At 64.9% G+C, this 22818-nt stretch carries 22 protein-coding genes; 18 read left to right on the forward strand and 4 right to left on the reverse strand.

Annotation, left to right across the window (positions count from 1 at the left end; all coding sequences use genetic code 11):
- The first annotated feature begins 352 nt into the window (after positions 1-352).
- The 5 genes from glgX to Spa11_RS04170 all read left to right on the forward strand — a co-directional run bounded on the left by glgX (position 353) and on the right by Spa11_RS04170 (position 5796).
- The gene (glgX, locus tag Spa11_RS04150) at positions 353-2425 is read left to right on the forward strand and encodes a glycogen debranching protein GlgX (protein WP_391503323.1); all 2073 of its coding nucleotides are present in this window, start codon (positions 353-355) and stop codon (positions 2423-2425) included.
- A gap of 353 nt (positions 2426-2778) precedes the next feature.
- A complete protein-coding gene (cbiE, locus tag Spa11_RS04155) occupies positions 2779-4029 on the forward strand; it encodes a precorrin-6y C5,15-methyltransferase (decarboxylating) subunit CbiE (protein ID WP_145108329.1) in 1251 nt (416 codons plus the stop codon).
- Positions 4030-4037: 8 nt separating this feature from the next.
- Entirely contained in the window at positions 4038-4610 is a 573-nt protein-coding gene (locus Spa11_RS04160; protein WP_145108332.1) for a tetratricopeptide repeat protein, read from the forward strand.
- Positions 4611-4658: 48 nt separating this feature from the next.
- Complete coding sequence (locus tag Spa11_RS04165) at positions 4659-5219, forward strand: hypothetical protein (RefSeq protein WP_145108335.1); 561 nt, start codon at positions 4659-4661, stop codon at positions 5217-5219.
- Positions 5212-5796, forward strand: a complete 585-nt coding sequence (locus Spa11_RS04170) for a hypothetical protein (protein WP_145108338.1) — start codon at positions 5212-5214, stop codon at positions 5794-5796. Before Spa11_RS04165 ends, Spa11_RS04170 begins: the two co-directional genes overlap by 8 nt.
- On the opposite strand, the gene Spa11_RS04175 is transcribed toward Spa11_RS04170, so the two are convergent.
- Together Spa11_RS04175 and trpC are read right to left on the reverse strand one after the other, a co-directional pair.
- Complete coding sequence (locus tag Spa11_RS04175) at positions 5788-6459, reverse strand: MOSC domain-containing protein (protein ID WP_145108341.1); 672 nt, start codon at positions 6457-6459, stop codon at positions 5788-5790. The genes Spa11_RS04170 and Spa11_RS04175 overlap by 9 nt on opposite strands.
- Positions 6460-6588: 129 nt before the next feature.
- Positions 6589-7404 (reverse strand): indole-3-glycerol phosphate synthase TrpC, encoded by an 816-nt coding sequence (gene trpC, locus Spa11_RS04180; protein WP_145108344.1) that lies wholly within the window; start codon positions 7402-7404, stop codon positions 6589-6591.
- 170 nt (positions 7405-7574) lie between these two features.
- Between trpC and Spa11_RS04185 the strand changes: the two genes are divergently transcribed.
- Both Spa11_RS04185 and Spa11_RS04190 read left to right on the forward strand, forming a co-directional pair.
- Positions 7575-9083: a class II fumarate hydratase gene (locus Spa11_RS04185; RefSeq protein WP_145108346.1), complete on the forward strand. Its 1509-nt coding sequence runs from the start codon at positions 7575-7577 to the stop codon at positions 9081-9083.
- Positions 9084-9104: 21 nt separating this feature from the next.
- A complete protein-coding gene (locus Spa11_RS04190; RefSeq protein WP_145108349.1) occupies positions 9105-10316 on the forward strand; it encodes a tetratricopeptide repeat protein in 1212 nt (403 codons plus the stop codon).
- Between the two features lie 97 nt (positions 10317-10413).
- Here Spa11_RS04190 and Spa11_RS04195 read toward each other — a convergent pair whose 3' ends face one another.
- Positions 10414-11661, reverse strand: a complete 1248-nt coding sequence (locus Spa11_RS04195) for a Y-family DNA polymerase (protein ID WP_145108353.1) — start codon at positions 11659-11661, stop codon at positions 10414-10416.
- Between the two features lie 219 nt (positions 11662-11880).
- Here Spa11_RS04195 and Spa11_RS04200 point away from each other — a divergent pair, with 219 nt between their 5' ends.
- Entirely contained in the window at positions 11881-12294 is a 414-nt protein-coding gene (locus tag Spa11_RS04200) for a GlcG/HbpS family heme-binding protein (RefSeq protein WP_145108356.1), read from the forward strand.
- A 251-nt stretch (positions 12295-12545) separates the two neighbouring features.
- Here Spa11_RS04200 and Spa11_RS04205 read toward each other — a convergent pair whose 3' ends face one another.
- The gene (locus Spa11_RS04205; RefSeq protein WP_145108359.1) at positions 12546-13682 is read right to left on the reverse strand and encodes an LptF/LptG family permease; all 1137 of its coding nucleotides are present in this window, start codon (positions 13680-13682) and stop codon (positions 12546-12548) included.
- A gap of 352 nt (positions 13683-14034) precedes the next feature.
- Between Spa11_RS04205 and Spa11_RS04210 the strand changes: the two genes are divergently transcribed.
- The 10 genes from Spa11_RS04210 (at position 14035) to Spa11_RS04255 (ending at position 22807) form a co-directional block, all read left to right on the forward strand.
- Entirely contained in the window at positions 14035-14781 is a 747-nt protein-coding gene (locus Spa11_RS04210) for a phosphoribosyltransferase family protein (protein WP_145108362.1), read from the forward strand.
- A gap of 159 nt (positions 14782-14940) precedes the next feature.
- Positions 14941-15975: a DUF502 domain-containing protein gene (locus Spa11_RS04215; protein ID WP_145108365.1), complete on the forward strand. Its 1035-nt coding sequence runs from the start codon at positions 14941-14943 to the stop codon at positions 15973-15975.
- Complete coding sequence (hemC, locus tag Spa11_RS04220; RefSeq protein WP_145108368.1) at positions 15968-16921, forward strand: hydroxymethylbilane synthase; 954 nt, start codon at positions 15968-15970, stop codon at positions 16919-16921. Before Spa11_RS04215 ends, hemC begins: the two co-directional genes overlap by 8 nt.
- A 207-nt stretch (positions 16922-17128) precedes the next feature.
- Positions 17129-17887: a flagellar hook-basal body protein gene (locus tag Spa11_RS04225; protein WP_145108371.1), complete on the forward strand. Its 759-nt coding sequence runs from the start codon at positions 17129-17131 to the stop codon at positions 17885-17887.
- Between the two features lie 113 nt (positions 17888-18000).
- Positions 18001-18804: a flagellar basal-body rod protein FlgG gene (gene flgG / locus Spa11_RS04230; protein ID WP_145108374.1), complete on the forward strand. Its 804-nt coding sequence runs from the start codon at positions 18001-18003 to the stop codon at positions 18802-18804.
- A gap of 34 nt (positions 18805-18838) precedes the next feature.
- Entirely contained in the window at positions 18839-19978 is a 1140-nt protein-coding gene (gene flgA, locus Spa11_RS04235; protein ID WP_145108377.1) for a flagellar basal body P-ring formation chaperone FlgA, read from the forward strand.
- Complete coding sequence (locus tag Spa11_RS04240; protein ID WP_145108380.1) at positions 19975-20646, forward strand: flagellar basal body L-ring protein FlgH; 672 nt, start codon at positions 19975-19977, stop codon at positions 20644-20646. Before flgA ends, Spa11_RS04240 begins: the two co-directional genes overlap by 4 nt.
- Before the next feature lie 54 nt (positions 20647-20700).
- On the forward strand, positions 20701-21798 hold the full coding sequence (locus tag Spa11_RS04245; RefSeq protein WP_145108383.1) for a flagellar basal body P-ring protein FlgI: 1098 nt from the start codon (positions 20701-20703) through the stop codon (positions 21796-21798).
- A gap of 30 nt (positions 21799-21828) precedes the next feature.
- Positions 21829-22224, forward strand: a complete 396-nt coding sequence (locus Spa11_RS04250; RefSeq protein WP_145108387.1) for a rod-binding protein — start codon at positions 21829-21831, stop codon at positions 22222-22224.
- A 46-nt stretch (positions 22225-22270) separates the two neighbouring features.
- Positions 22271-22807, forward strand: coding sequence for a flagellar protein FlgN (locus tag Spa11_RS04255; RefSeq protein ID WP_197529729.1), 537 nt, complete (start codon positions 22271-22273; stop codon positions 22805-22807).
- The last annotated feature ends 11 nt before the right edge of the window (positions 22808-22818 follow it).

Here is a 22818-nt window from a genome sequence, read left to right on the forward strand (position 1 = left end):
TTTCAGAAACGGCTCACAGCGGCGGTGCTGGTCGCCAGATTGTCCGGCATTGTCGGCCGCTTGCGATCCCCCCCTTATCGCCAACATCCCCCTATCCCCTTGGCTTCCTAGCGGCAATCCGCTGCGGGTCGTGACGGCGAGCGAAGGGGCGCGGGCCGGTCGTGGTAGGCTTGGGGCGGGTCGTCCCAGACGCCGATGCTAGCGTTACGTCCCCCGTTCGCGCAAGCTGTACGCTTGCTGGGGGGCGTTCTGGGCCAGGGAGGGCGGAGCACCGGTCCTTTGAACGACCCCAAGAGACTGAATGATCGCAAACGGCGCCACCTCCTACCTCGCCCGGCAATCGGGCCTCGTGATGGCCAAGCCGCACAAGACTCTCCCCCCGATGCAATTCAGCTACCCGCTTCCGTACGGGGCGATTCTGCGCGAGGACGGCGTTCAATTCGTCGTCTATAGCCGCAGCGCCACGGCGATGCGCGTGCTGTTGTACAAGGAGGTCGGCGACCCGGACCCATCGCGGCTCATCGAGCTGAACCCCGACACCGACCGCTGGGGCGACCTCTGGAGCGTCTTTGTCCCCGGGCTCAAGTCGGGGCAGCTCTACCATTTTCAGGCCGACGGCCCGTTCCAGCCCGAGCGCGGGCACCGCTTCGACCCGCACGCCCGGCTGATCGATCCGTTCGCGAAGGCGCTGGCGGGGAAGTTCCTCCCATCGCATGACGGCATCGTCCGGCCGCCGAAGTGCGTCGTGATCGACGACCACTTCGACTGGGGCGGCGACCGCCACCTGCGTCGGCCGCTCGCTGAGTCAGTGATCTACGAGATGCACGTCCGCGGGTTCACGCAGAGCCCGACATCGGCTTCCGACCGTTCGGGGACGTACCTCGGCGTGATCGACAAGATCCCCTACCTCAAGTCGCTCGGAGTAACGGCGGTCGAGCTGATGCCGGTCCACGAGTATCCGACCGAGGAATCCGACGGCAGCAAGGGCCACCGCAAGAACTACTGGGGCTACGACCCCATGGCGTTCTTCGCCCCGCACCGCGGCTACCAACACGGCTCCGAGCCCGGCGGGCAGGTGCGCGAGTTCAAGCAGATGGTGCGCGAGCTCCACGCCGCGGGCATCGAGGTGATCCTCGACGTGGTGTTCAACCACACGTCCGAAGGGAACGACCACGGCCCGACCTTCAGCTTCAAGGGCTTGGAGAACAGCGTTTACTACATGCTCACCGCGGACGGTTCGTACAAGAACTACTCCGGGTGCGGCAACACGGTGAACAGCAACCACCCGATCGTGCGCGAGATGATTTTCAATTGTCTCCGCCACTGGGTCTACAACTACCACGTCGACGGCTTCCGCTTTGACTTGGCGAGCATCCTCAGCCGCAACCGCAACGGCGACATCGTGCCGAACCCGCCGCTGGTGGAGTACATCGCCGAGGACCCGATGCTCTCGGACACGAAGATCATCGCCGAGGCGTGGGACGCGGCCGGAGCGTACCAGGTCGGTTCGTTTGCTAGCTCCCGCTGGGCCGAGTGGAACGGCGCGTACCGCGATAACGTCCGCCGCTATTGGCGTGGCGACCTGGGCATGACGGGGCCGATGGCGACGCGTTTGGCCGGTTCGAGCGACCTCTATCAGGCGTCGGGCCGCCAGCCGTACCACAGCATCAACTTCGTTACCTCGCACGACGGCTACACGCTCAACGACCTCGTCTCGTACGAGCGGAAGCACAATCTTGCCAACGGCGAGGACAACCGCGACGGCGACAACAACAACTACGCCGCCAACTACGGCGTCGAAGGCCCGACACGGCGTCTACCGATCCGCAAGCTCCGCCGCAGGCAGGCGAAGAACTTCATCGCCACGCTGATGCTCAGCCAAGGCGTGCCGATGATCGTCTCCGGCGACGAGGTGCTCCGCACGCAGCGCGGCAACAACAACGCCTACTGCCAAGACAACGCGATCAGTTGGTTCGACTGGCGGCTGGTGGACCGCAACGCCGACATGCTGCGGTTTACCCAGCAGCTGATTGCGCTGCGGCTGCACCAACCGGTGCTGCGTCGGGCCGACTTCCTTACCGGCGCCCCGCACAAGCCCGGCGATCTGCCGGACGTGGCGTGGTACGGCGTCGGCGGCGCGCCGATCGACTGGCACCAGACGTTCCACAGCCTGTCGTGTGTGCTCAGCCCGACCGGCCTGAAGAACGAGCAGGCCCGCCATGTGCTGGTCTTCATGCACTCGGGCGGCCAGCCCCAGGAGTTCCGTGTGCCGAAGACGGTGCTCGGTCTCAACTGGCGCTTGGCGATCGACACGGCCGCCGAGAGCCCGAACGACGCATTCGCCGAGACGGTCGGCCCGCAGCTCGACACGTCGGCGCCGGTGGTTCTCGATCACCACTCGTTGAAGTGCTACATCGAGGCGTAAGCAGAGAGTATTCGCTCTGAATTGCGACGCCCTATGTGGGAGGCGGATTGATGTGGGAGGGGTCTCCAGACCCCGATTACGCGCACCATGCCGAAATAGGCCAAGACACCGTAATCGGGGTCTGGAGACCCCTCCCACAGATGCGCCTTCGGCGCGAGCAGGTTGTAGGGTGGGTCGTGACCCACCGGGAAGCGGGTACCGGTTAGCGGTGGGTTCCAACCCACCCTACGCTATGCCGACGTCATCAGAGCAGACTCTAGAGCAAGGCGCGCCAACCGAATACGTTAGGGGGCAAGGGAAAAGGCTACCAAACAACCCTGATCCCTGACTCCTGACCCCCGATCCCTGCCGCCATGCTCTCCATCATCGGTATCGGCGACGACGGCCTCAACGCCGCGTCGGCCGCGGTCCGTGACCGTATCGCCGCCGCCCAGGTCCTGCTCGGCGACGAGCGCGCCCTGTCGCTGCTCGGCGAGTCGGTCAAAGGCCAACGCGTCGTCCTCTCGGGCGACGTCGATCAGGTCGCAGCGCAGGTCGAGGCGGTCGGCGACAAGCCGGCGGCGCTCGTCGTGTTCGGCGATCCGATGTTCTACGGCCTGGCGCGGTTCCTCATCGAACGGTTTGGCAAGGACCGCTTCGAGGTGCTGCCGCACGTCAGCAGCATGCAGCTGGCGTTTGCTCGCGTCATGGAGAGTTGGGACGAGGCCTACCTCACCGACCTGGCGATCCACCCGCTGGCGACGGTCGTCGAGAAGATTCGCACCGCACAGAAGGTCGGCCTGTTCACCAACCCCACCGTCGGCCCCGCCCACGTGGCAAAGGCGCTGCTTGAGCGGAAGATCGATTACTTCACCGCATACGTTTGCGAGAACCTCGGCGCACGCGACGAGCGGGTGACGCGCGCCGAGCTGGACGACATCGCGGCGGGCGACTATCGATCGCTCAACGTGATGATCCTCATCCGCCGCGCCGACGCGCCCGACCGGCCACGCGACGCGGTGGGCCGTCGCCTCTTCGGCAACCCCGACGACGCGTTCCTGCAAGCCAAGCCGAAGCAGGGACTGCTGACGCCGTCCGAGGTGCGCGCACTGGCGCTCGCGCAGATGGATATCGCCGCGGCGAGCATCGTTTGGGACGTCGGCGCCGGCTCGGGGTCGGTGAGCGTCGAGGCCGCGCAGCTGGCCCGCGACGGCGCCGTCTACGCCATCGAGATGGACGCCGAGGACCACGGCCTGATCCAAGAGAACTGCGACCGCTTCGACGTGGCGAACGTGATCCCGGTGCTAGGCAAAGCCCCCGAGGCGTTCGCCAAGCTCCCCGACCCCGACTGCGTGTTCGTCGCCGGCGCCGGCCGCGAGGTGACGCGTCTCGCCGAAGAGGCGTTCGCCCGGCTGCGTCCCGGCGGCCGCTTGGTGGTGAACCTGATCAGCATCGACCACATCGCCCAAGCCCGTGAGTCGCTTACCGCCGCGTCCCGCGCCGCCGGCTGCGAACCAAACATCGGCGTCTGGATGGTCAACATCGCCCGCGGCGCGGATCAGCTCGAACGGCTGAGCTTTGAGGCGTTGAAGCCGAGCTTCTTGCTGGCGGTGGTGAAAGGGTAGAGTCTCGAATGTCAGGTCTTCGTGAACGCTGGGATGCATTGGTTGATCTCGCCGCTCGGGATATGCCAGCGCAGACGGTCCGAGCAGGCCGAGCATTTGTAAGAGACAATCCAGAGTTTGCCGCCGCCTGGATGCTCGTTGCCGAGGCGCTGTCGGATCTCGCTCGCTATGAAGAAGCTGAGCAAGCCTACGCCAAGGCTCTGGAGCATATGTCGGACGATGGAAAGCGGCTTGCCCTGGCGGGGTTGGGCCATTTGTTCCGAGCAGCCGGCGACTACGAGCAAGCGGCATCTTGGTATCGCAAAGCGATCGACGCAGCGCCGAACAATGCCGGCTATCCCATCTATCTAGGTGCTGTTCTGGCTAAGCAAGGCCGGCTGCACGAAGCAGAAGAAGCCCACCGCACGGCACTAACCTGTGACGAAGGCGATATCTCCGAAGCTTACTGGAATCTCGGTAGTGTTTTGCGATCAAGAGATCGATTTGCGGACGCAGCCGAGTGTTTCCGCGCGGCTTTACTCCTCGACCCGGACTACGCAGAAGCTAAGGCGGCGCTCGACGATGTTCTTGGCTGCTATTAACATGCTCGGGGTTCCGATCGACTGTCTGGTAGGGAGTTGAGGGACCGAATGATCGATGCCGACGCCTACACATTATCTCCCGAACTGCGGAGGCTTGTTGATAACGAGCTTGACCGAGATGAGCGGCTCGTTTGGCTGGCTCAGCCCGATCCTAAGGCGTTCACGCGCGGCTACTGGCCGATCCAGCTCTTTGGCATTCCGTTCACTGCCTTCTCGGTGTTCTGGATCACCATGGCGGCGTCGATGGGCGGCGGCCTGTTTGCTCTCTTCGGCTTGCCCTTCGTGTTGGTTGGGTCGGGGATGCTGACGGCTCCTTATTGGGGCCGGCGTTGGGCGCGGAAGTCCGTCTATGCCCTCACCGACGGGCGCGCGATTGTCTTCAAGCAAGAGTGGAACGGCATGAGCATCCGCTCGTTCCGACCCGAGCAGCTCGGCTCGATTGAACGCCGTCAATACGCTGATGGCGCCGGCGATCTCATCTTTGCAAAAGAGATCGCTTCGTATGGCAACCGCAATCATGGGCCACGCATCAACCAGATCGGCTTTATCGGCGTGGCGAATGTCAAGCAGGTAGAAGACCTCTTGGAGAAGCTCGCCGACAGTGAGTGATCCGGACGTCAATTCGCCCAAGATTCTCGGCAAGACGATGAGTGACTTGCCTGATGCCCTTCGGTCGATCGTAAAGAGTCAGCTTGATAGGGAAGAGCAAGTCCTGTGGCTCGATCAACCGAATGAAAAGGCCTACGCATGGCGGATGGCGGGATGCGCTGCATTCGGCGTCATCTGGTGTATCGTCTCAATCGCCGCACTCGTCGCTTCTTTCTATAGTGAGCAAGACTTCCGCGAAGGTCTTTCAGTCTTCGTGACATTCTTCGGTGTAAGTTTTGCCGGGATGTTAGCTCCGCTCTGGGGCTATCGAATGGCACGACGCACTGTGTATGTCGTGACTAGTCGGCGAGCCGCTTGCTTTGTTGCCCGGCCGCTATTTCGCACGAAGTGGTCGCTGCCCCTGGGTGAAATCTACGACGTTCAGCGTTGGACTTGGCATGACCGATCCGGAACTCTGCACCTGCTTGAAAATTCCGCGACGCTGAACGACGAAGCCTATTATGTCTTCTATTGCGTGCCAGATGTCCGCGGTGTCATGGACCTGATCAAGCGGCACATCAATCAGCAGCTACCCTAGCCGCTTCAAGAGTTGCCGCTTCCAGCTCTCGGAAAGCGGTCCCAACGCGGCGAGTTCGGCGTTCGCCTCGCGGTCGTCTCGCAGCTCGTACATCACACTGTTGGCGCGATCAATCGTCCAGTTCGGCAGCGGCCGTTCAACCAGCTCGATCTCATCGCCCGCGGTGACGGTACCTTCGCGTGTGACGCGGACGTACCAGCCGGTGTAGCCGGTCTCTTGTGTCCAGAGGGTGAGCTTCGTGAGCCGCCAGCGGCGGGCGAGCTTCCAACACGGCTGTCTTGGCTGGCTGACCTCGAACTCGGCGTCGCCAATCCGCCAGCGGTCGCCGATGCAGACGCTCTCTTCGTCGAGGCCTTCGACAGAAAAGTTCTCGCCGAACGCCGCGGTCCCGAACTCTTCGCCGTCGCCCTCTAAAAAGGGCCTTAACTTGTCGCGCCAGTAAGGCCAGCGGTCGGCCGAGTAAACACACACCGCCTTGTCGGCGCCGCCGTGGACCTGCGTATCAGCAACGGCGTCCCCTTCGAGCCCAAGCTTGCCAACGCGCACCAGCCCACTGATCGGCTGCTTGAAGAACGAAGTCGTCCATGGCTTCTGGCTCGTGTCGCCCGTGACGGGGTCGAGCGTTTGCGGCTGACCGACTTGGATGGAGAGTAGGCTTGGCATTCCGTTTCACCACCTGAAATTGTAGGAGGCGTCTCCAGACGCCGATTACGGTCTCTTGGCCGATTTTGGCATGGTGCGCGTAATCGGCGTCTGGAGACGCCTCCTACAAAAATCTTCCTCTGTGCCTCGTTAATCCTTTCCTAAGAGCGACTTCACCGCCAAGGGAAGATCGGCTTGGCGCATCAAAGATTCGCCGACGAGCATCGCGTCGATGCCCGCGGCGCGGAGGCGTTGGGCGTCGGCGTGGGTTTTGACGCCGCTCTCGCCGACGAAGACCACCTCGGGCGGGACTTGTTGGCGGAGGCGGATGCAGTGCTCCCGGTCGACCGTCATCGTGCGGAGGTCGCGGTTGTTGACGCCCACCAGCTTCGGGTTGCAAGCGAGCACTGCCGGTAGGTTCGCTGGTTCGTAGAGTTCCACCAGGACGGTCAGGCCCAGGTCGGTCGCCAGGGCGTGGAGGTCGATCAGCTCGGCAGGGGTCAGGCACTCGGCGATCAGCAGCACGGCGTCGGCGCCGGCGACGCGGGCCTCGACCACTTGGTGCTCGTCGATCAGGAAGTCCTTCCGCAGCACGGGGAGGTCCACGGCCGCTCGGACCGCCTTGAGGTAGTCGAGCGAACCCTGGAAGTGCGGCTCGTCGGTCAGCACGCTGAGGCAGCTAGCCCCGCAAGCGGCGTATGTCTGGGCGATTTCCACGGCGTCGAAATCAGCCCGGATCAGCCCCGCCGAGGGGCTAGCCTTCTTCACCTCGGCGATCAGCTTGATCGGCCCTCCCCCGCCCGCTTGCGAAGGATCAGGCCGCTCGCGGCTTAGCGGCGCCAAATAATCCCGCACCGGCGGCGCATCCACCAAAGCGGCCCGCAATTCGCCCAAAGGCCGCTCGGCGCGGGCCTGTGCGACCTCCTGTCGCTTCACGGCGACGATTTTGTCCAGTACCGTCGTCATAGTTCAGTAGGGTCCGCTTGTAGCGGACCATAACGTTGGGGCCGGCTCAATTGTGGCGGTCCGCACAGCGGACCCTATGGCCCGATCGGCATTCCGCCTTAGGAAGTATCCCCCTATCATCCGCCTCCCGGACGTGTCTCGCTAGCGTCCGATTCCTCGATTCCAACGCCATGAGCTCTACGAAGACGAACGCCGCCACGCGCACCGAGCGCGACACGATGGGCGAGATGCAGGTCCCCGCCGACGCCCTTTACGGGGCCTCGACCGCGCGGGCCGTGGAGAACTTCCCCATCGCCAACCGGCCGCTCGCCCCGGCGGTGATCCACGCCTTCGGCCACCTCAAGGCCGCCTGCGCCCAGGCTAACAAGGAACTAGGCAAGCTCGACACGCGCCTTGCCGACGCGATCGTCGCCGCGGCCGCCGAGGTCGCCCAGGGGAAGCACGACCAGCACTTCCCGGTCGATATCTACCAGACCGGCAGCGGCACAAGCACGAACATGAACGCCAACGAGGTGATCGCCTCGCTGGCGAACGAAAAGCTCGGCCTCGGTCTGACGACGAAGGCCGACGGCGGCGTTCACCCCAATGACCACGTCAACATGGGGCAGTCGTCCAACGACACCTTCCCCACGGCGATGTGCATCGCGGCGACGATGGCCATCGGCCCGTTGCTCGAGGCGCTCGACCGGCTCGAAGACGAGCTCGCCCAGAAGGCAGAAGAGTGGGACGGCATCGTCAAGATCGGCCGCACGCACTTGATGGACGCCACTCCGATCCGCGTCGGCCAAGTCTTCAGCGGCTACGCGTCGCAAGTCGCCGGCGCGTTCGAGCAAGCGGCCACCGCCCACATGGTGGTGCGTTCGAACTTGCCGATCGGCGGCACGGCGGTCGGCACCGGCATCAACACACACCCCGAGTTCGCCGGCCGCGTCGCCGCGGCGCTGACCGAGCGGTTGGAGCTCGGCTTGCCCGAGGCGGACGACAACTTCGGCGAGGAGTACGACGAAGACGATTTCGACGAGAGCTATGTCGATGACGGCGGCTTTCTCGAAGCAGCCGACCACGCCGAGGCCCAAGCGGCGAAGGACGACTTCGTCGAAGCCCACGCCTGTTTGAAGACCATCGCGGTCTCGCTCTCAAAGATCGCCAACGACATCCGCTGGCTCGGTAGCGGACCGCGGAGCGGCATCGGCGAGCTGATCCTGCCGGCGATCCAGCCGGGCAGCTCGATCATGCCGGGCAAGGTGAACCCGGTGATCTGCGAGAGCATGATGCAGGTCGCCTGCCGTGTGATCGGCAACGACGCGACAGTGACGATGGCGGGCATGGGCGGAATCGGCTCGATCTTTGAGCTCAACGTCGCCATGCCCGTGATGATCGAGGCCTTCCTCGAGTCGGCCTCACTGCTCACGAACGTCAGCAATGTGTTCGTGGACAAGCTGCTGGTGGACCTCGAAGTGAACGAGCCGCGGTGCGCCGAACTGCTCGACGCGTCGCTGATGACGATCACGGCGCTCGCGCCGGAGATCGGTTATGAGAAGTGCGCGGCGCTCGCTAAGCAGGCCCACAAAGAGAACAAGACGATCAAGCAGCTCGTCGGCGAACTGGGCCTGATGGCCCCAGAGCGGCTGGCTGAGTTGATGGATTACGAAAGCATGACCCGCCCCGAGGCGGGTTAGTCCCTTGAGGGATGGCGACGCATGGAAGCGTGCCGCAACCGACGGATCGAGACCTTCGCAGCGATCACGCTGGCGATGGCGCTTTGCGCCATCGGCTACGCTGACGAGGCGATCCGCCTGCCATCTTGGATCGAACCAACCAGCGAAACCGAGGCGGTCGAGCAAGCCGCGTATGCGCCCGCGCCACGGCCGTTCGACCACGAGCCGAAGCTGCTGACGCCGCCGCCACGCCTCGCTTCGATCGGTCAGGAGACGGATTCGGTCCGACAGGTTCGGCAGCTGGAACACGCCGCCTCAACCGCTGAGTCGCACCATGCGCTGACACGCCTACTCAAGCGTTGTGACGAGACCCTGGCGTCGCTCGACGCCCCGGCGCTCCGTCAGCAGGCCGAGCGCGTCGCGAGCTGGGCCCGGCATGCCCGCGGCCGGTTGGTGATGCAACGTGGCGACGCCAAAAAGGCCCTTGAGGACCTGCGCGCAGCGGTCGCCGCCAACCCCAAGAACACCGCCGCGCTCGGCGACCTGGCCGTCGCTCTCGCCGAGGCCGGTGACCAGGCGGTTGCGCTTGAGACGCTCGACCAGTTGCTGGCGATCGACCCCCGTTCGGTAGTCGGGTTGCAGAACCGCGCCTCGCTCCGTCTGGCGTTGGGCAATCCGGGTCTCGCCGTCGCCGACTGCGACGCGTCGCTCGCCAAGCTTGTGGACGACGCCCCCGACCGACCCGCCGTGCTGACGACGCGCGGCGTCGCGTTCCACTCGCTCGGCCGGCTGCGCGAAGCGGCCGCCGACTTCGACGAAGCATTGCGGCTGGACCCAAAACTCTCCCCGGCCCGGACCGCCCGGGGCCACGTCTACGCCGAAGCCGGCTACTACGAGCAGGCGATCAGCGACTACCGCGGCGCGCTCGACGCCGATCCGGAGAGCGTCGAAGCCTACCGCTCGCTCGCATGGATGTTGGCGACGTGCCCGCAGCCATCCCTTCGTTCACCGCAAACCGCGATCGAGGCCGCTTGGCGCGCCAGGCGATTGCTCGGCAGCGAGGACTTCTTAACGCTCGACGCCAGCGCCGCTGCCCACGCATCGGCGGGCGAGTTCGCTGAAGCGGTGCGTCTCCAACAACGCGCCGTCGTCCTTGCCGACCCCACCTCGGCCGCCGAAGCACAGCAGCGACTGCGACTTTACGAACGCGGCAAAGCGTACGTGGCTGGTGGGCCAGCGATGCTAAAGCGCTAGCGCAGTCCAAGGCGAGCCGGCGACGTTAGTCGTCGGTGGAACCCGCGCAACCACTTCCCACCGACGACTAACGTCGCCGGGTCGCCAATTTCGGGATTCAATACTCTCGCGCGTTCTCGATCTCGGGGATGTTCGTAAACGCGATCCGCAGCGGCGCCGCGTTACGGGTCTCGTGCATCGATGCGAAGTACATCGAGCCCGTGCCGAAGACGGCGTTCACGGCGTCCATGGTGCGGGCGGCTTGCGACGCCTGACGGTCTTCGACGAAGAGCGGCAGCGTGGTCGTCGCGGCGGGCTCGAGCTTCCAGAGTGTCAGCGACACCTTGAGTGGCGTCGCCGCGCGGTCGTCGGGGCCACGCATCCGCCATGCCGTATCGAGCGCCTTGAGCATCGTCGGCGTATCGCCGCATTGGGCGAGCGTTGAACGCGCCTGCCACTTGCCGCCGCGCACGCCGCCGTGCCCAACGTAGCGGACGCCGAACTCGATCCGCCGGGCGACGTAGCCCATCTTACGCAGCCGCGCCGCCGCCTTGTGCAACAGCCGCACGAGGACCCCACGGGCGCCCTCGTCGGTGCGAAGTTCGGGTGGCAGCACGTGCGAATGGCCGACGGTGCGGCGGTGCGTGGGCTGCTCGACAACGTCGTCGCCGCGCAACGCATGCCACCAAGCAGCGCCGACACAACTGCCCCAGATTTCGATCATGTCGTTGCGAGACAGCGCGCATAGCTGCCGAGTCGTCCGAACGCCGCGTTCGGCGAGGCGGCGCTCCATGTTGCGACCGATGCCGGCAAAGGCTTGGAGCTCCAGCGAGTAGAGCCGGCGGGGCAACTCTTCACGGGTGATGACGGTTAAGCCATTGGGCTTCTTGAGGTCGCTGGCGAGCTTGGCGAGCATCTTGTTCGGTGCAAGTCCTACTGAGCAGCGGAGGTGCTCGCCGACCTGCTCGTAGATGGCCCGCTTCGCCCCCTCGCCAACTTCGATGGCGCGTCTCACCTCGCGGTCGGGCGGGGACAGCTTGCAGGCGACCTCGTCGATCGAGTGGACCTTCTCGATCGGCAGCACTGTCTCGATCGCGGCGAGGATCTGGTGGTGGAGGCGGATATAGTCCTCGTGGTTGCCATGAACGAGCACAAGCCCCGGGCACTGGCGGCGGGCCTGGCCGACGTTCGTGCCCGTTTTCACGCCGTACCGCCGGGCCTCGTAGCTGGCGGCGATACAACAGGTCGTGTCCGTCATTGCCGGCACGACCGCCACGGGGCGGCCGCGCAGCTCGGGGTGGAGTTGCTGTTCGCATGACGCGAAGAACGCGTTCATGTCGAGAAAAAGCCAATCGACCTGTGGCATGACGGCGGCCTCGCGGTGGGGTGACAAGCGTACACTATCGACCGCGGCGGCCCCAGTCAATCAACTCTTCAATCAAGACAAGAAAAAGAGCCACAGATGGACACAGATCAACACAGATAAGAGGGATTTGCGGCCGTCCTACGGCCGACCCTTTCTAATCTGTGTGGATCCGTGTTCATCTGTGGTTCCCTCTCCCGGAATAAATAAGGAAGACAAACGATGCCGTCCGCCGTTGGAATTACGCTCAAGCAGGCCCAGGCCGCTGTTGAGGCTGCGCTGAAGAAGTCGCAAGAGATTGGCACGCTGATGAACGTCGCCGTGGTGGACGCCGGGGCGAACCTCGTCGCGTTCGCTCACGAGGACGGCGCCTGGCTGGGCTCGATCGACATCTCGCAGAAGAAGGCCCGCACGGCCCGCTACTTCGACATGCCCACCGGCGCGATCGGCGGGCTCTCGCAGCCAGGCGGCTCGCTCTACAACATCGAACACTCCAATGGCGGCCTGATCACGTTCCCCGGCGGCGTGCCGATCAAGAACGGTTCGGGCGAGGTGATCGGCGCGATCGGCGTCTCGGGGAGCACCGTCGAGAACGACCACACCGTGGCCGAAGCCGGCGCCGCGGCGGTCAAGTGAGACCTAGCAGATAGGCCTGAACGACAGCACGCCGCGACGCCACGAGCGTCGCGGCGTCTTTTGTTGGACGCGTGCCCGGAGTGAACGTCCGCGCGATGTGACGAATCGTTGGTTCTAAGCCATGGGCGCTAGCCCTCGGTGGGGAGTGGGCGCCCGCTTCCGCCGCTGGCTGCCGCCTACGGCTGAGGCGTTCGTGTCTTTTGCAAACTGCGCGGGCTGTAAGATTCAACGAACGGTCCACGCAGCGGACGCTACTGACGAAGCGAATCGAACTGGTACGCCGCGACCGGCACGAACGCGATCAGCGGGAGCCAAGCGCCGAGGGCGGGTTTGAGCCAGCCGCCGCCGCCGAGGGCCTGGCCACCGAGCGTCAGCACGAAGAACGCCGTCACCACCGCGACGCAGAGGCCGATCGCCACGAAAGGGTTACCCGAGCCTCGCGACACCACCAGCGGTAGGCCGATCAGTAGCAGCGTCACATCGAGGAAGGGCTGCGCCAAGCGGCTGTGGACGGCCACACGCACGTCGGGGCCGAGGTCGGTGCTGGGGTTCGCCAGCTCCCGCACGAGTTCGCTCGTCGAGGCGAGGTCTCGCCACTGCGATCCCTGAGCAAGCAAGTCGAACGACACGCCGCTGACGACGAAGGCCTGACCCGGCTGGAGCCACGGGGCGTCGCGCCGCGTGACGACGATCGCCCCCTTGTCGTCGGCGAGCATTGACTGCGTGTCGATCTGCGCGGGGCGCGTCACGTCCGTCAGCAAGTAACCGCCGGGCCGATCGCCCTCGGCTTGGAGGTAGGCCGCGTTCTTGGCAAGGATCTGCTTGCCGTACGGGCCCGAGAGCCGCGGCGGGAGCGTGAAGTTGACGTTTTCGATGGTGCGCTTCGAGAGATTGGCCGTCTCGCCACCGAGGAGGATGTCGGTGACGTTGTCGTAACGGGGTTTCAGTTCGACGCCGCGCTCACCGTTCAGGTCCTTCGAGTCGAGTGACAACTCGTGACGGATCGACGGCAGCACGAACTCACGCAGCCCCGCGGCGCCGAAGGCGATTGAGACCGACGCGATGATGACGGGCAGCAGCACCTTGAGCCTTGGCACTCCAGCGGCGAGGAGGGCCGTCATCTCGTTGTGGCGCTGGATCCAGGTGACCGTGAACATCGCCGCGATCAGCGTGAGGATGCCGCTGGTCTTGTTGAAGAAGCCGAGCGATTGCAGGGCGTAGTAGCGTCCCGCCGCCAGCGCGGCGTCGCCTAATGAGGCGCCGCCCTGCGAGAAGTCATCGAGTCGGCCAAAGGCGTCGATCACCGTGTAGAGCCCGGCGAGGCTCACAAAGCAGATCACAAAGACCTGGACAAACTGCCGGAGCAGGTAGAAGTCGATCTTGCGCACGGGAAAACGTGGTTGCTAGCAACGGGCGGGGCGGGGACCGAATTGTTCGGGAGTCTGAGGCGGCGACGGAAAGCGGTCAACACGAGTAGCGTCGGCCCGATAGGTTGATCTGAGCCGTGGGCGGTACAGGATTATGCAACTGCTAGCAAATGGACGTTTAACAAAGGACTTACGTCGATGATGCACTGCTGCGATAGCAGTCCGACGACGCTTAAGTCCTTATCTGAACGTGGTAACTGCTAGCCCTTGCATAATCCTGGGCAGCCCTCGGTGTGGAGGGGGTACCCGGGGTCCACTGAGGGCTGCCGTCCCCGGCTCAGACGTGTCGGTGGGTTCTGATTACGCTAGCGGGATGCTCGCCTCGATCCGCACCGCCGCTGCGCAGCTGCTCGATGTAGCGTTTCCGCCGACTTGCGTCGCATGCGGCCGCGGCGCCAGCAGTGGCTTGCGCGAGGTGGAGGGATTCTGCCCCGATTGCGAGGCGGAACTCGGGGTGTTCGATGAGCCGGTCTGTGGCCGTTGCGCGGCGCCGCTGGTGGGGACCGCGCCGAGCGTGGTGGACTGTCCGGCGTGCCGGCAGGAACGCTGGGCATTCGATGGGGCGGTTGCTCTGGGGCCTTACGACGGCTTGCTGCGGCGGCTGGTGCTGACTGGCAAGGGTCGGGCGGGTGAGGCGGCGATGGCGGCGCTGGGGCGGGCCCTGGCTCGGCAGCATGGCGAGCAGTTGCGGGGCTACCCGGCGGCGATGGTCACGTCGACGCCGCAGCATTGGCGGCGGCGGCTGGTCCGACGCACCGATGGCGTGGCGACGCTAGCGAAGGCGTTGGCGGACGCAGCGGGTCTGCCTTTCGAGACCGCCCTGCAGCGGACGCGGCCGACGCGGCGGCAGACCGAGGTCGCCCCCAGCGATCGGCGGGCCAATGTCCGTGGCGCCTTCGTAAGGACGCGTCGAGCCATTCTGGAGGGACGAACCGTCCTCTTGGTGGATGATGTACTGACCACGGGATCGACGTGCCACGCGGCGTCCCAGGCCCTCAAAAGGGCCGGCGCCGTGCGGGTGGTGGCGGTTGTCGCGGCAAAACGGTTGGGGCACTGGTGAGTTACCGCCGAATGGGCCCTAATTGGAGGTCCAGCCTGGGGCGGCTTGCTGGCGCCGGTCGATTCCGAAGAATGCTAGCTTCGGGAGTCTGGGCAACCTTGTCCGGTTGCGCCGGCTGCCCCAACCCGCTGCTCGCCCCCTCCCACCGCGATAGCCGCAATGGCGACCCCGCCGACCGTCACCCCCGAGCCGCCCAGCCGGTCGCTCGACCCCTTCCGCCGCGCCGTGCTGCGCGGTCTGGGCGTCGTGCTGCCGCCGCTGCTGACGGTGGTGATCTTCATTTGGGTGGGCGGCACCGTTTCGCGCTACGTGCTGACGCCCTTGGAGGACGCGACTCGCTACGTGCTGGTCGAGTACGTCTCGGACATCCGGCGTCCCGAGGAATTTGGTGAAGCGAATCCCGGCGAGACCGCCGTGGATGCGAAGGGGAAGGTATTCCACCGCGCGCCCGATGAGCTTTACATTTCAGATCGGGTCTACACGGAAGTCGAAAAGCGGCTCCGCAAGAGCGAAGCCGTGCCCGCCACGGCGCGCGACTGGGTGCGTCGCTACGTGAATGACGTGTGGTTGGTGCCGTGGATCGTGGTGCCAATCTTTCTGCTGGTCTTCTTGCTCCTGCTGTACGCGGTCGGCAAGTTCCTGGCTGCGGGGATCGGAAGGTTCTTCCACCACCAGTTCGAGTCGCTGATCACCCGCGTCCCGCTAGTGAGTAATGTCTACACCTCGGTCAAGCAGGTGACCGACTTCGCGTTCACCGAGCCGGACCTCGACATCTCGAGGATCGTCGCTGTGGAGTACCCGCGACAGGGGATTTGGTCGATCGCGTTTGCAACCGGTGAGAGCATGCTCGACATTGAGGCAGCCGCGAACGAGCCGGTGATGAGCGTGTTGATCCCGACCTCGCCGATGCCCTTCACGGGCTTCACCATCACGGTGAAGAAGAGCGAGACGATCGACATGAACCTGACGATGGACCAAGCCCTGCAGTTCATCTTCAGTTGTGGCGTCGTCGTACCGCCGCATCAGATCACGCGAGCAATCAACGATCGCCGCGGAGTCGATGGCGCGCCGCCGGACACGTCCGCGTACGGTTTAGCGATGGGCAACCCGCCGCTGAAGGGGATGGCTCACCCGCACGGCGCGGTTGGCTCGGGGCCCGTCGAAGCCGATCTCCACAAGGACGAAGATGATTGAGCCGAGCAGCTGTCGACCGTTGCGCCTGGGAACCCGCGGCAGCCAACTCGCGCGGTGGCAGGCGGATTGGGTCGCGGATCGATTGCGGGCGCTCGGTCAGCCGGTAGAGATTATCGAGGTCCGTACCCGCGGCGACGTTCAGCAGTCGGGGCCGATCAGCGCGATTGTTGAAGGAAGCGGCGTTGGCGGGCAGGGCGCCTTCACGAAGGAGTTGCAACGCGCGTTGCTCGATGGTTCGATCGACCTCGCGGTCCACAGCCTCAAGGACCTGCCGACGACGCCCGTCGATGGACTCAAGGTGGGGGCGGTTCCCCAGCGCGCGCCGATTGGCGATGTGCTCGTGTCGCACCTGGCGACGACGATCGATGAATTGCCGCAAGGCGCACGCGTTGGCACCGGTAGCTTCCGCCGCCGCGCGCAGTTGCTCAACCGCCGGCCCGACCTGGTGATCGGCGACCTCCGTGGCAACCTCGACACGCGCTTGCGGAAGCTCGACGACAGCGAGCACGACGCCATCCTGCTAGCGGAAGCGGGCCTGACGCGGCTCGGCTGGAACGACCGCCTTGCCGGACGCATCCCGCCGAGCGAGCTGCTTCCGGCGCCGGGGCAAGGGGCGCTGGGGATCGAGTGCCGCTCGGACGATGAACAAACGCTAGCGGCGCTACGGCCTCTCGACGACTTCGGGACGCACGCCGCCATCGCCGCAGAGCGCGCGGCGCTGGCGCGGCTTGAAGGGGGCTGCCTTGCCGCCCTAGGCGCCTGGGGGCGCTGGGATGCTAGCGAGTTGCGGCTTTCGGTCGTCGTGTTGAGCGAGGACGGAGTGGAGCGGCTCGACGCGGAGTCGTCGTTCTCCGTCAGCACGCTAGCGGATGCTACGACGCTTGGCGTGACGGTGGCTGATGAGTTGTTAGCGCGCGGGGCGGCGGCGCTGCTACGCGACCGCTAAGCCGCCAGCGGCACGTTATCCCGCCGCTCGCGGCTTAGCGGCGCCAACTGCCGCTCTTCTTCCGGCAGATTCCGCCGATCGGCCGTTCGTGCCGAAGAGCGATCGGCTTAAACACCGGGATTCAAGCGGCACGGCCCATTGGCGCCGCATGTGCTTAAGGGTTGCTCGCCAGCAGGGGGGCAATCCTGCTAGCACAAGCCAATCATCATGTCGTACGGCATGTACCTCTCCGCCGAAGGGGCCCGCGCCCAATCGCAACGGCTCGAGGTCGTCTCGAACAACATGGCCAACGTCAACACGGTCGGCTTCAAGCCGGACGTGGCGATCTTCCAGGCCCGCTACGCCGAAGCCATTCAGAATGGCGACGCCCGCCCCGGCATGAAGGGCCTCGCCGACATCGGCGGCGGCGTTAAGACGATCGAAACCCGCACGTCGTTTGCCCCGGGCAAGCTCCAGCGCACCGGCAATGACGGCGATGTGGCGATCCTCGGCGAGGGTTTCTTCGCCGTTCAGCCCGACGAGGGCGAGCAGCCGCTGTTGACCCGCGCGGGGACGTTCCGCGTCGACCAGCTGAATCGCCTGGTGATGGCCGACTCGGGCCGTCCGGTCCTGTCCGCGGGCGGCGGGCCGATCCTGCTCGATCCGACTCAGCAGTACGCCATCACCGCCGATGGTTACGTCGAGCAGGAAGGCGAGTTGATTCCCATGGCGCTCGTCAAGCCCGCTTCGACCGACCACCTCGACAAGATCGGCGGCAACCTTTTCAAGTCACGCGAGGAAGTGTTCCCCGTCCCCGCGGGGCAGCGTGAGGTTGCTCAAGGTTTCCTCGAGATGTCCGGCGCCAACTCTACGCAGCAGATGCTGCAACTGATCGAGACCAACCGCGCGTTCGAAGCGAACACGCAGATGATCCGCCACCAAGACACCGCGACGGGCAGCCTGATTGGGCGATTGCTCGTCGGCTAACGCCGACAGGGACGAGGGGTTAGGGACGGGGGACGAGGGATTCAACCCCACGCTCAAACGTCCCCGCCAAACTCCCTCGTCCCCCGTCCCTAGCCCCTAACCCCTCCACCACAATGTCCTTCCAATCTCTCTACACCGCCGCCACCGGCATGCAGGCGATGGAGACGAAGCTGGACGTGATCGCCAATAATCTGGCGAACAACAACACGACCGCCTTCAAGCGGGACCGCGCCAACTTCGAAGACCTGCTTTATCGGCAGTACCGCCTCCCCGGTTCGCAAGACACCGACGGCAATATCACGGCGACAGGAGTCGATGTGGGTCTCGGCGTCCGTGTCTCGAGCACCCAAGCCGACTTCAACCAAGGGGCGATGCAGAACACGGGCAACCAGCTCGACATCGCCATTGAGGGCAACGGGTTCTTCGAGGTCACGGGCCCTAATGGACAGACCCTCTACACCCGCGCTGGCAACCTCAACGTTAACGCCAACGGCCAACTCGTCCTTGGCTCCGCGACGCTGGGCTACCTGCTCAACCCGCCGGTGACGATCCCGCAGGAAGCGACTTCGGTCGTGATCGACCCTACTGGCGAAGTTCGTTACTCCGAGGCCGGTGTTGAGCAGTACGCCCAAGCCGGAACGATCACGCTCGCCACCTTCGTCAATCCCGATGGCCTGTTGAAGATGGGCGACAACCTGTTCGCCCCGACGCCGGCCTCTGGCAACGCCAACAGCAATCAAACGCCGGGCCAGCAGGGCGTCGGCACTTTGCAGCAGGGCTTCTTGGAAGCGTCCAACGTCGAACCCACGACCGAGCTGATCGACCTGATCAACACGCAGCGGAGTTTCGAACTCAACTCGCAGATGATCCGCGCCGGTGACGAGATCATGCAGCTTATCTCCAATCTGCGTCGTTAGTACCGCTTTAGGTTAGCTACCCCGTTACAACGTCATGCGTTTCGCCCTCGTCATCCTGATCACCTTCGCCGCGTCGCTCACCGCGACGGCGGCGGACATTACGCTTCGCGAAGAGGCGGCGGCCGTACCGGGCGTGCTAGTGAGGTTGGGCGACGTCGCGACGATTCGTGGCGTGGGCGCCGAGGTGCTCGCCGAGGCGCCTCTGATGCCGAGCCCCGCCCCGGGAACCTCGCAGCACCTGTCCGCCGGCGCGGTGCGTGACTTGCTGAAGGCCCAGGGAGTTGATCCCGGCCGTCACGAGTTCCGCGGCGCCTACCGCATCCAAGTGACGACACCCCTTGGCAAGTCTGCCCCGGCTTTCGGCGACGCAGCAACGAGCGCGGCGCCGGCGCCTCTTGGCGACAGCTCGATGGCTTTCCGTGTTCGCACGGGCGCCGCTGTTCCCATGACGGCGACCGATGTGATCCGTCAGGCGAGCCCCCGCCAATCGAAGACCGTTGAAGACGCGATCAAGGCGGCGATTCAGCAGACGCTGGATGGCCGCCGTCAAGCGGGCGAGCCGCGACTAGCGGTGCGGAGCGTCGAGGTGACTTCGACGACGGTGAACGAACTGCTCGAGAAGATCGGTCAGCCGCTGACGGCAGCGATCGCTTCCACCAGTGGTCCGCAGGCCGGGCCCTTGCAGTGCAAGGTCTGGCCAGCCGAGGGGCTGGCCGATGAGCCGTATCTCATTCTCGCCGATCTGGTCGAACAACCGATGCGGGCGGTGGCGACGACGCCTCTCTCGCGCGGCGCATTAGTGACGGCCTCGGCGGTGCGGCTCGAGCCGACGCCGCTCGAGGAGATTGGTAGGAGCGGCGCCGTTGGCTTCGCGTCACTCGAAGAGGCGATCAGCAAAGAGACCACGCGACCGATCCGCGTCGGTGAAGTCTACTCCGATCTTAACACGGCTCCGCCGTTGATGGTCCGCAAGAACGACGTCGTCAAAGTCGTCAGTGGCGGCGGCGGCGTTATGGTCACGATGCACATGAACGCCACCCAGGACGGCCGCACGGGCGACCTGATCGTCGTCAAGACGATCGACGGCGACGAGCGGTTCGCGGCGCGTGTCGTCGGGCCGCGTCGGCTGTCGGTGCTCGCTGGCGGACCTGTCCAGCTAGGAGGTCTGCAATGAATCGCTTCTTAATGACGCTGTCCATCGTCGCTTGCTGCTCGGGAGTCGCCCGGTCGCAGGAAGGGAGCCTCGCCTTCACGGCGGCGCCCACCAATGCCGCAACGCCCAACCTCACCAACAGTTCGTTCATCTATCAGACGCTCCCGCCAGAGGCGATGACCCGCCCGTTGGAGGTGCAGAGCATCATCCAGGTGCTGGTTGACTACCGGGCAGTCACTGAGACCGACGGTAACAGCCAGACCCGCCGCACCGGATCGTACAGCGCGGCGTTGACGAACTGGTTGCGGTTCGACGGCAAGAGCATCAAGCCCGCCCCGCAGAACGACGGCTCCCCGACGATTTCCGGCACGCTCAATAGCCAGATGCGGACGCAGAACGACATGGACCAGTCCGAGGCCGTGACGTTCACGATGGCCGCCACGGTTGTCGACATCCAGCCGAACGGGAACCTGGTGATCGATGGGACGTCGGAGATCCGCATCAACGAAGAGGTGTGGATGGTCTACATCTCCGGCACCGTCCCGCGCGAGGCGATCGGTCCTGACCGTGTCGTGCGGGATTCGTCGATCGCCAACAAGCGGATTCACAAGTACGAGAAGGGCATGATCCACGACGGATACGCCCGCGGCTGGCTCGGCCGTTGGTACGGCAAATACAAGCCTTTCTGAGCGGTGTTGCGATGGCTGTCCTTGTTAGCTGCCAAGTCGTCTTGGGTCTTTGATATGAATCACTATTTCGCCATCGCCCTTGTCACGGCTCTTGCGATCGTCGCTCCCTCGGGCGACGCCTACGCGCAGGGCAAGACGAAGCTCGCTAACATCGCCCGCCTGAAAGGGCAAGAAGAGAACGTGTTGCGTGGCATCGGCTTAGTGGTCGGTCTCAACGGCACCGGTGAAGCCAACGACCCGGCAACGATGCGCGCCCTGAGCCGTGCGCTCGAGTTGATGGGGAACCCCGTTACGTCCACCGGACGCTTCGACCAGGAGGCTCAGCAGGCGTTGCGGAACATCAAGAATGTCTCGCTGGTGACGGTGACCGCGACGATCCCCGCCACGGGCGTCCGCAGCGGCGAGCGTCTGGACTGCACTGTCGCGGCGCTGAACGGCAAGAGCCTCGTCGGCGGCCAGCTGATCACCGCTGCTTTGCAAGGGCCGAATACGCAAGACCCGTCGGTCTTCGCTCTCTGCGAAGGCCTCTTGCAGGTGAACGACCCGACGACGCCGACTGTCGCGACGATTCACCACGGCTGCCAGATGGTCCGCGACCACCACACCCCATTCGTCTCGGAAGACGGCTGGGTGACGGTCGTCCTCGACCCGCACCACGCGAGCTTCAGCGTCGCGGAGTCGGTGGCGGACAAGGTTGGCAACCTCTACATGGAAGACTTCCTCGACGAACCGATCGAGTACGAAGAGGTCCGTGAGCGGTTCGTTCGCCCGATCGACGCGGCGAACATCCGCGTCAAGGTCCCGACGAAATTCGCGACCGACCCGGTCGCCTTCGTCTCAGAGTTGCTCAACGCTGATCTTTACGACGCGGCGCCCGAGGCGCGGGTCGTCTGCAACACCCGGACAGGCAGCATCGTTATCAGTGGCAATGTCGAGATTGGCGACGTCGTCTACACGCATCGCAACCTCGTCGTCGAAGCACAGGCGGCGAACAGCTTCCTGGCGGTCACTCCCGGCGATACGTCTCGTCCGAAGCTCGAGAAGCTCGTCGCGGCGCTGGCGAACCTGCGGGTGCCGGCCAACGACGTGATCGAGATCATCCGAGGCATCAACGACCTCGGCCTGCTGCACGCGAAGCTCGTCATCCTTTGATACCCCGCTGATCGCTGCGGAGATTCGCCAATGATCCAGTCCGTTTCACTCGGTGCGTTAAGCGCCTCGAAGCCGGCAAACCTGCCGTCACAGCTCGCCAATGCCAACGGCGGCGAGACCGACGTCGAGAAGGCGCGCGACTTGAAGAAGGCGTTCTCGCAATTCGTCGGCGAGTCGTTCTATGGCGAGATGTTTAAGGCGATGCGGCAGAGCGTCGGCAAGCCCGCCTACTTCCACGGCGGGATGGCGGAAGACCAGTTCCAGTCCCGGCTCGACATGCAACGGGCCCAGGACCTGGCAAGTTCGGAGAACAATCCGTTCGCCGAGGGCATGTTCGCCCAACAGTTCCCGGACGAGGCAAAGCTGCTCGCGGTGGAAAAGCCGTCGTCGGGCCTCGCGGACCTGGGCGCCCTGAGGAGGCGGTGAGACGAGCATGTTGGAAACTAACAAGCAACCAGCGACAGACCTAGCGATGACGCTCACTCCAGATACGCCGCCTTTTGACCCTGCCAACCTGCCGGCGACGGCGGACGGTTGGGAGGGCCCGCTCGGGCAGTTGCTCTCGGACCTGAGCGAGACGCAAACCGCGCTGCTGGACGTGCTGAGTCGTAAGCGCGACCTGCTGGTGAGCGGCGACCGCGAAGGGCTCGCCTCGATCCAACCCGAGGAGGAGAGCCTCGCCGCGCGGCTCATGGAGTGCCATCAACGCCGGCAGGGCTTGCTCGCCGCGGCCGCCGAGCGCGGGTTGCCGAAGAGCGACCTGCGTTCGCTCGCCGACGCGATGCCCGACGCAGCACGCAAGTCGTTACGGCCTAAGGTCCGCGAGGCGCAGGCACGGGCGCGACTTCTTCAGCATCAAAGCCTCGCCAACTGGGTGTTGGTCCAGAGGACGCTCCTACATCTGTCACAATTGATAGAGATAGTCGCTACCGGTGGTCAAAAAGCGCCGACCTACGAGAAGAACGGTCAATCTCGGGCCGGTGGGGTGCTGATGGACCGCGCCGCCTGAGCCGGCGCCGC

It is taken from the genome of Botrimarina mediterranea (genome assembly GCF_007753265.1).
Taxonomy (GTDB): domain Bacteria; phylum Planctomycetota; class Planctomycetia; order Pirellulales; family Lacipirellulaceae; genus Botrimarina; species Botrimarina mediterranea.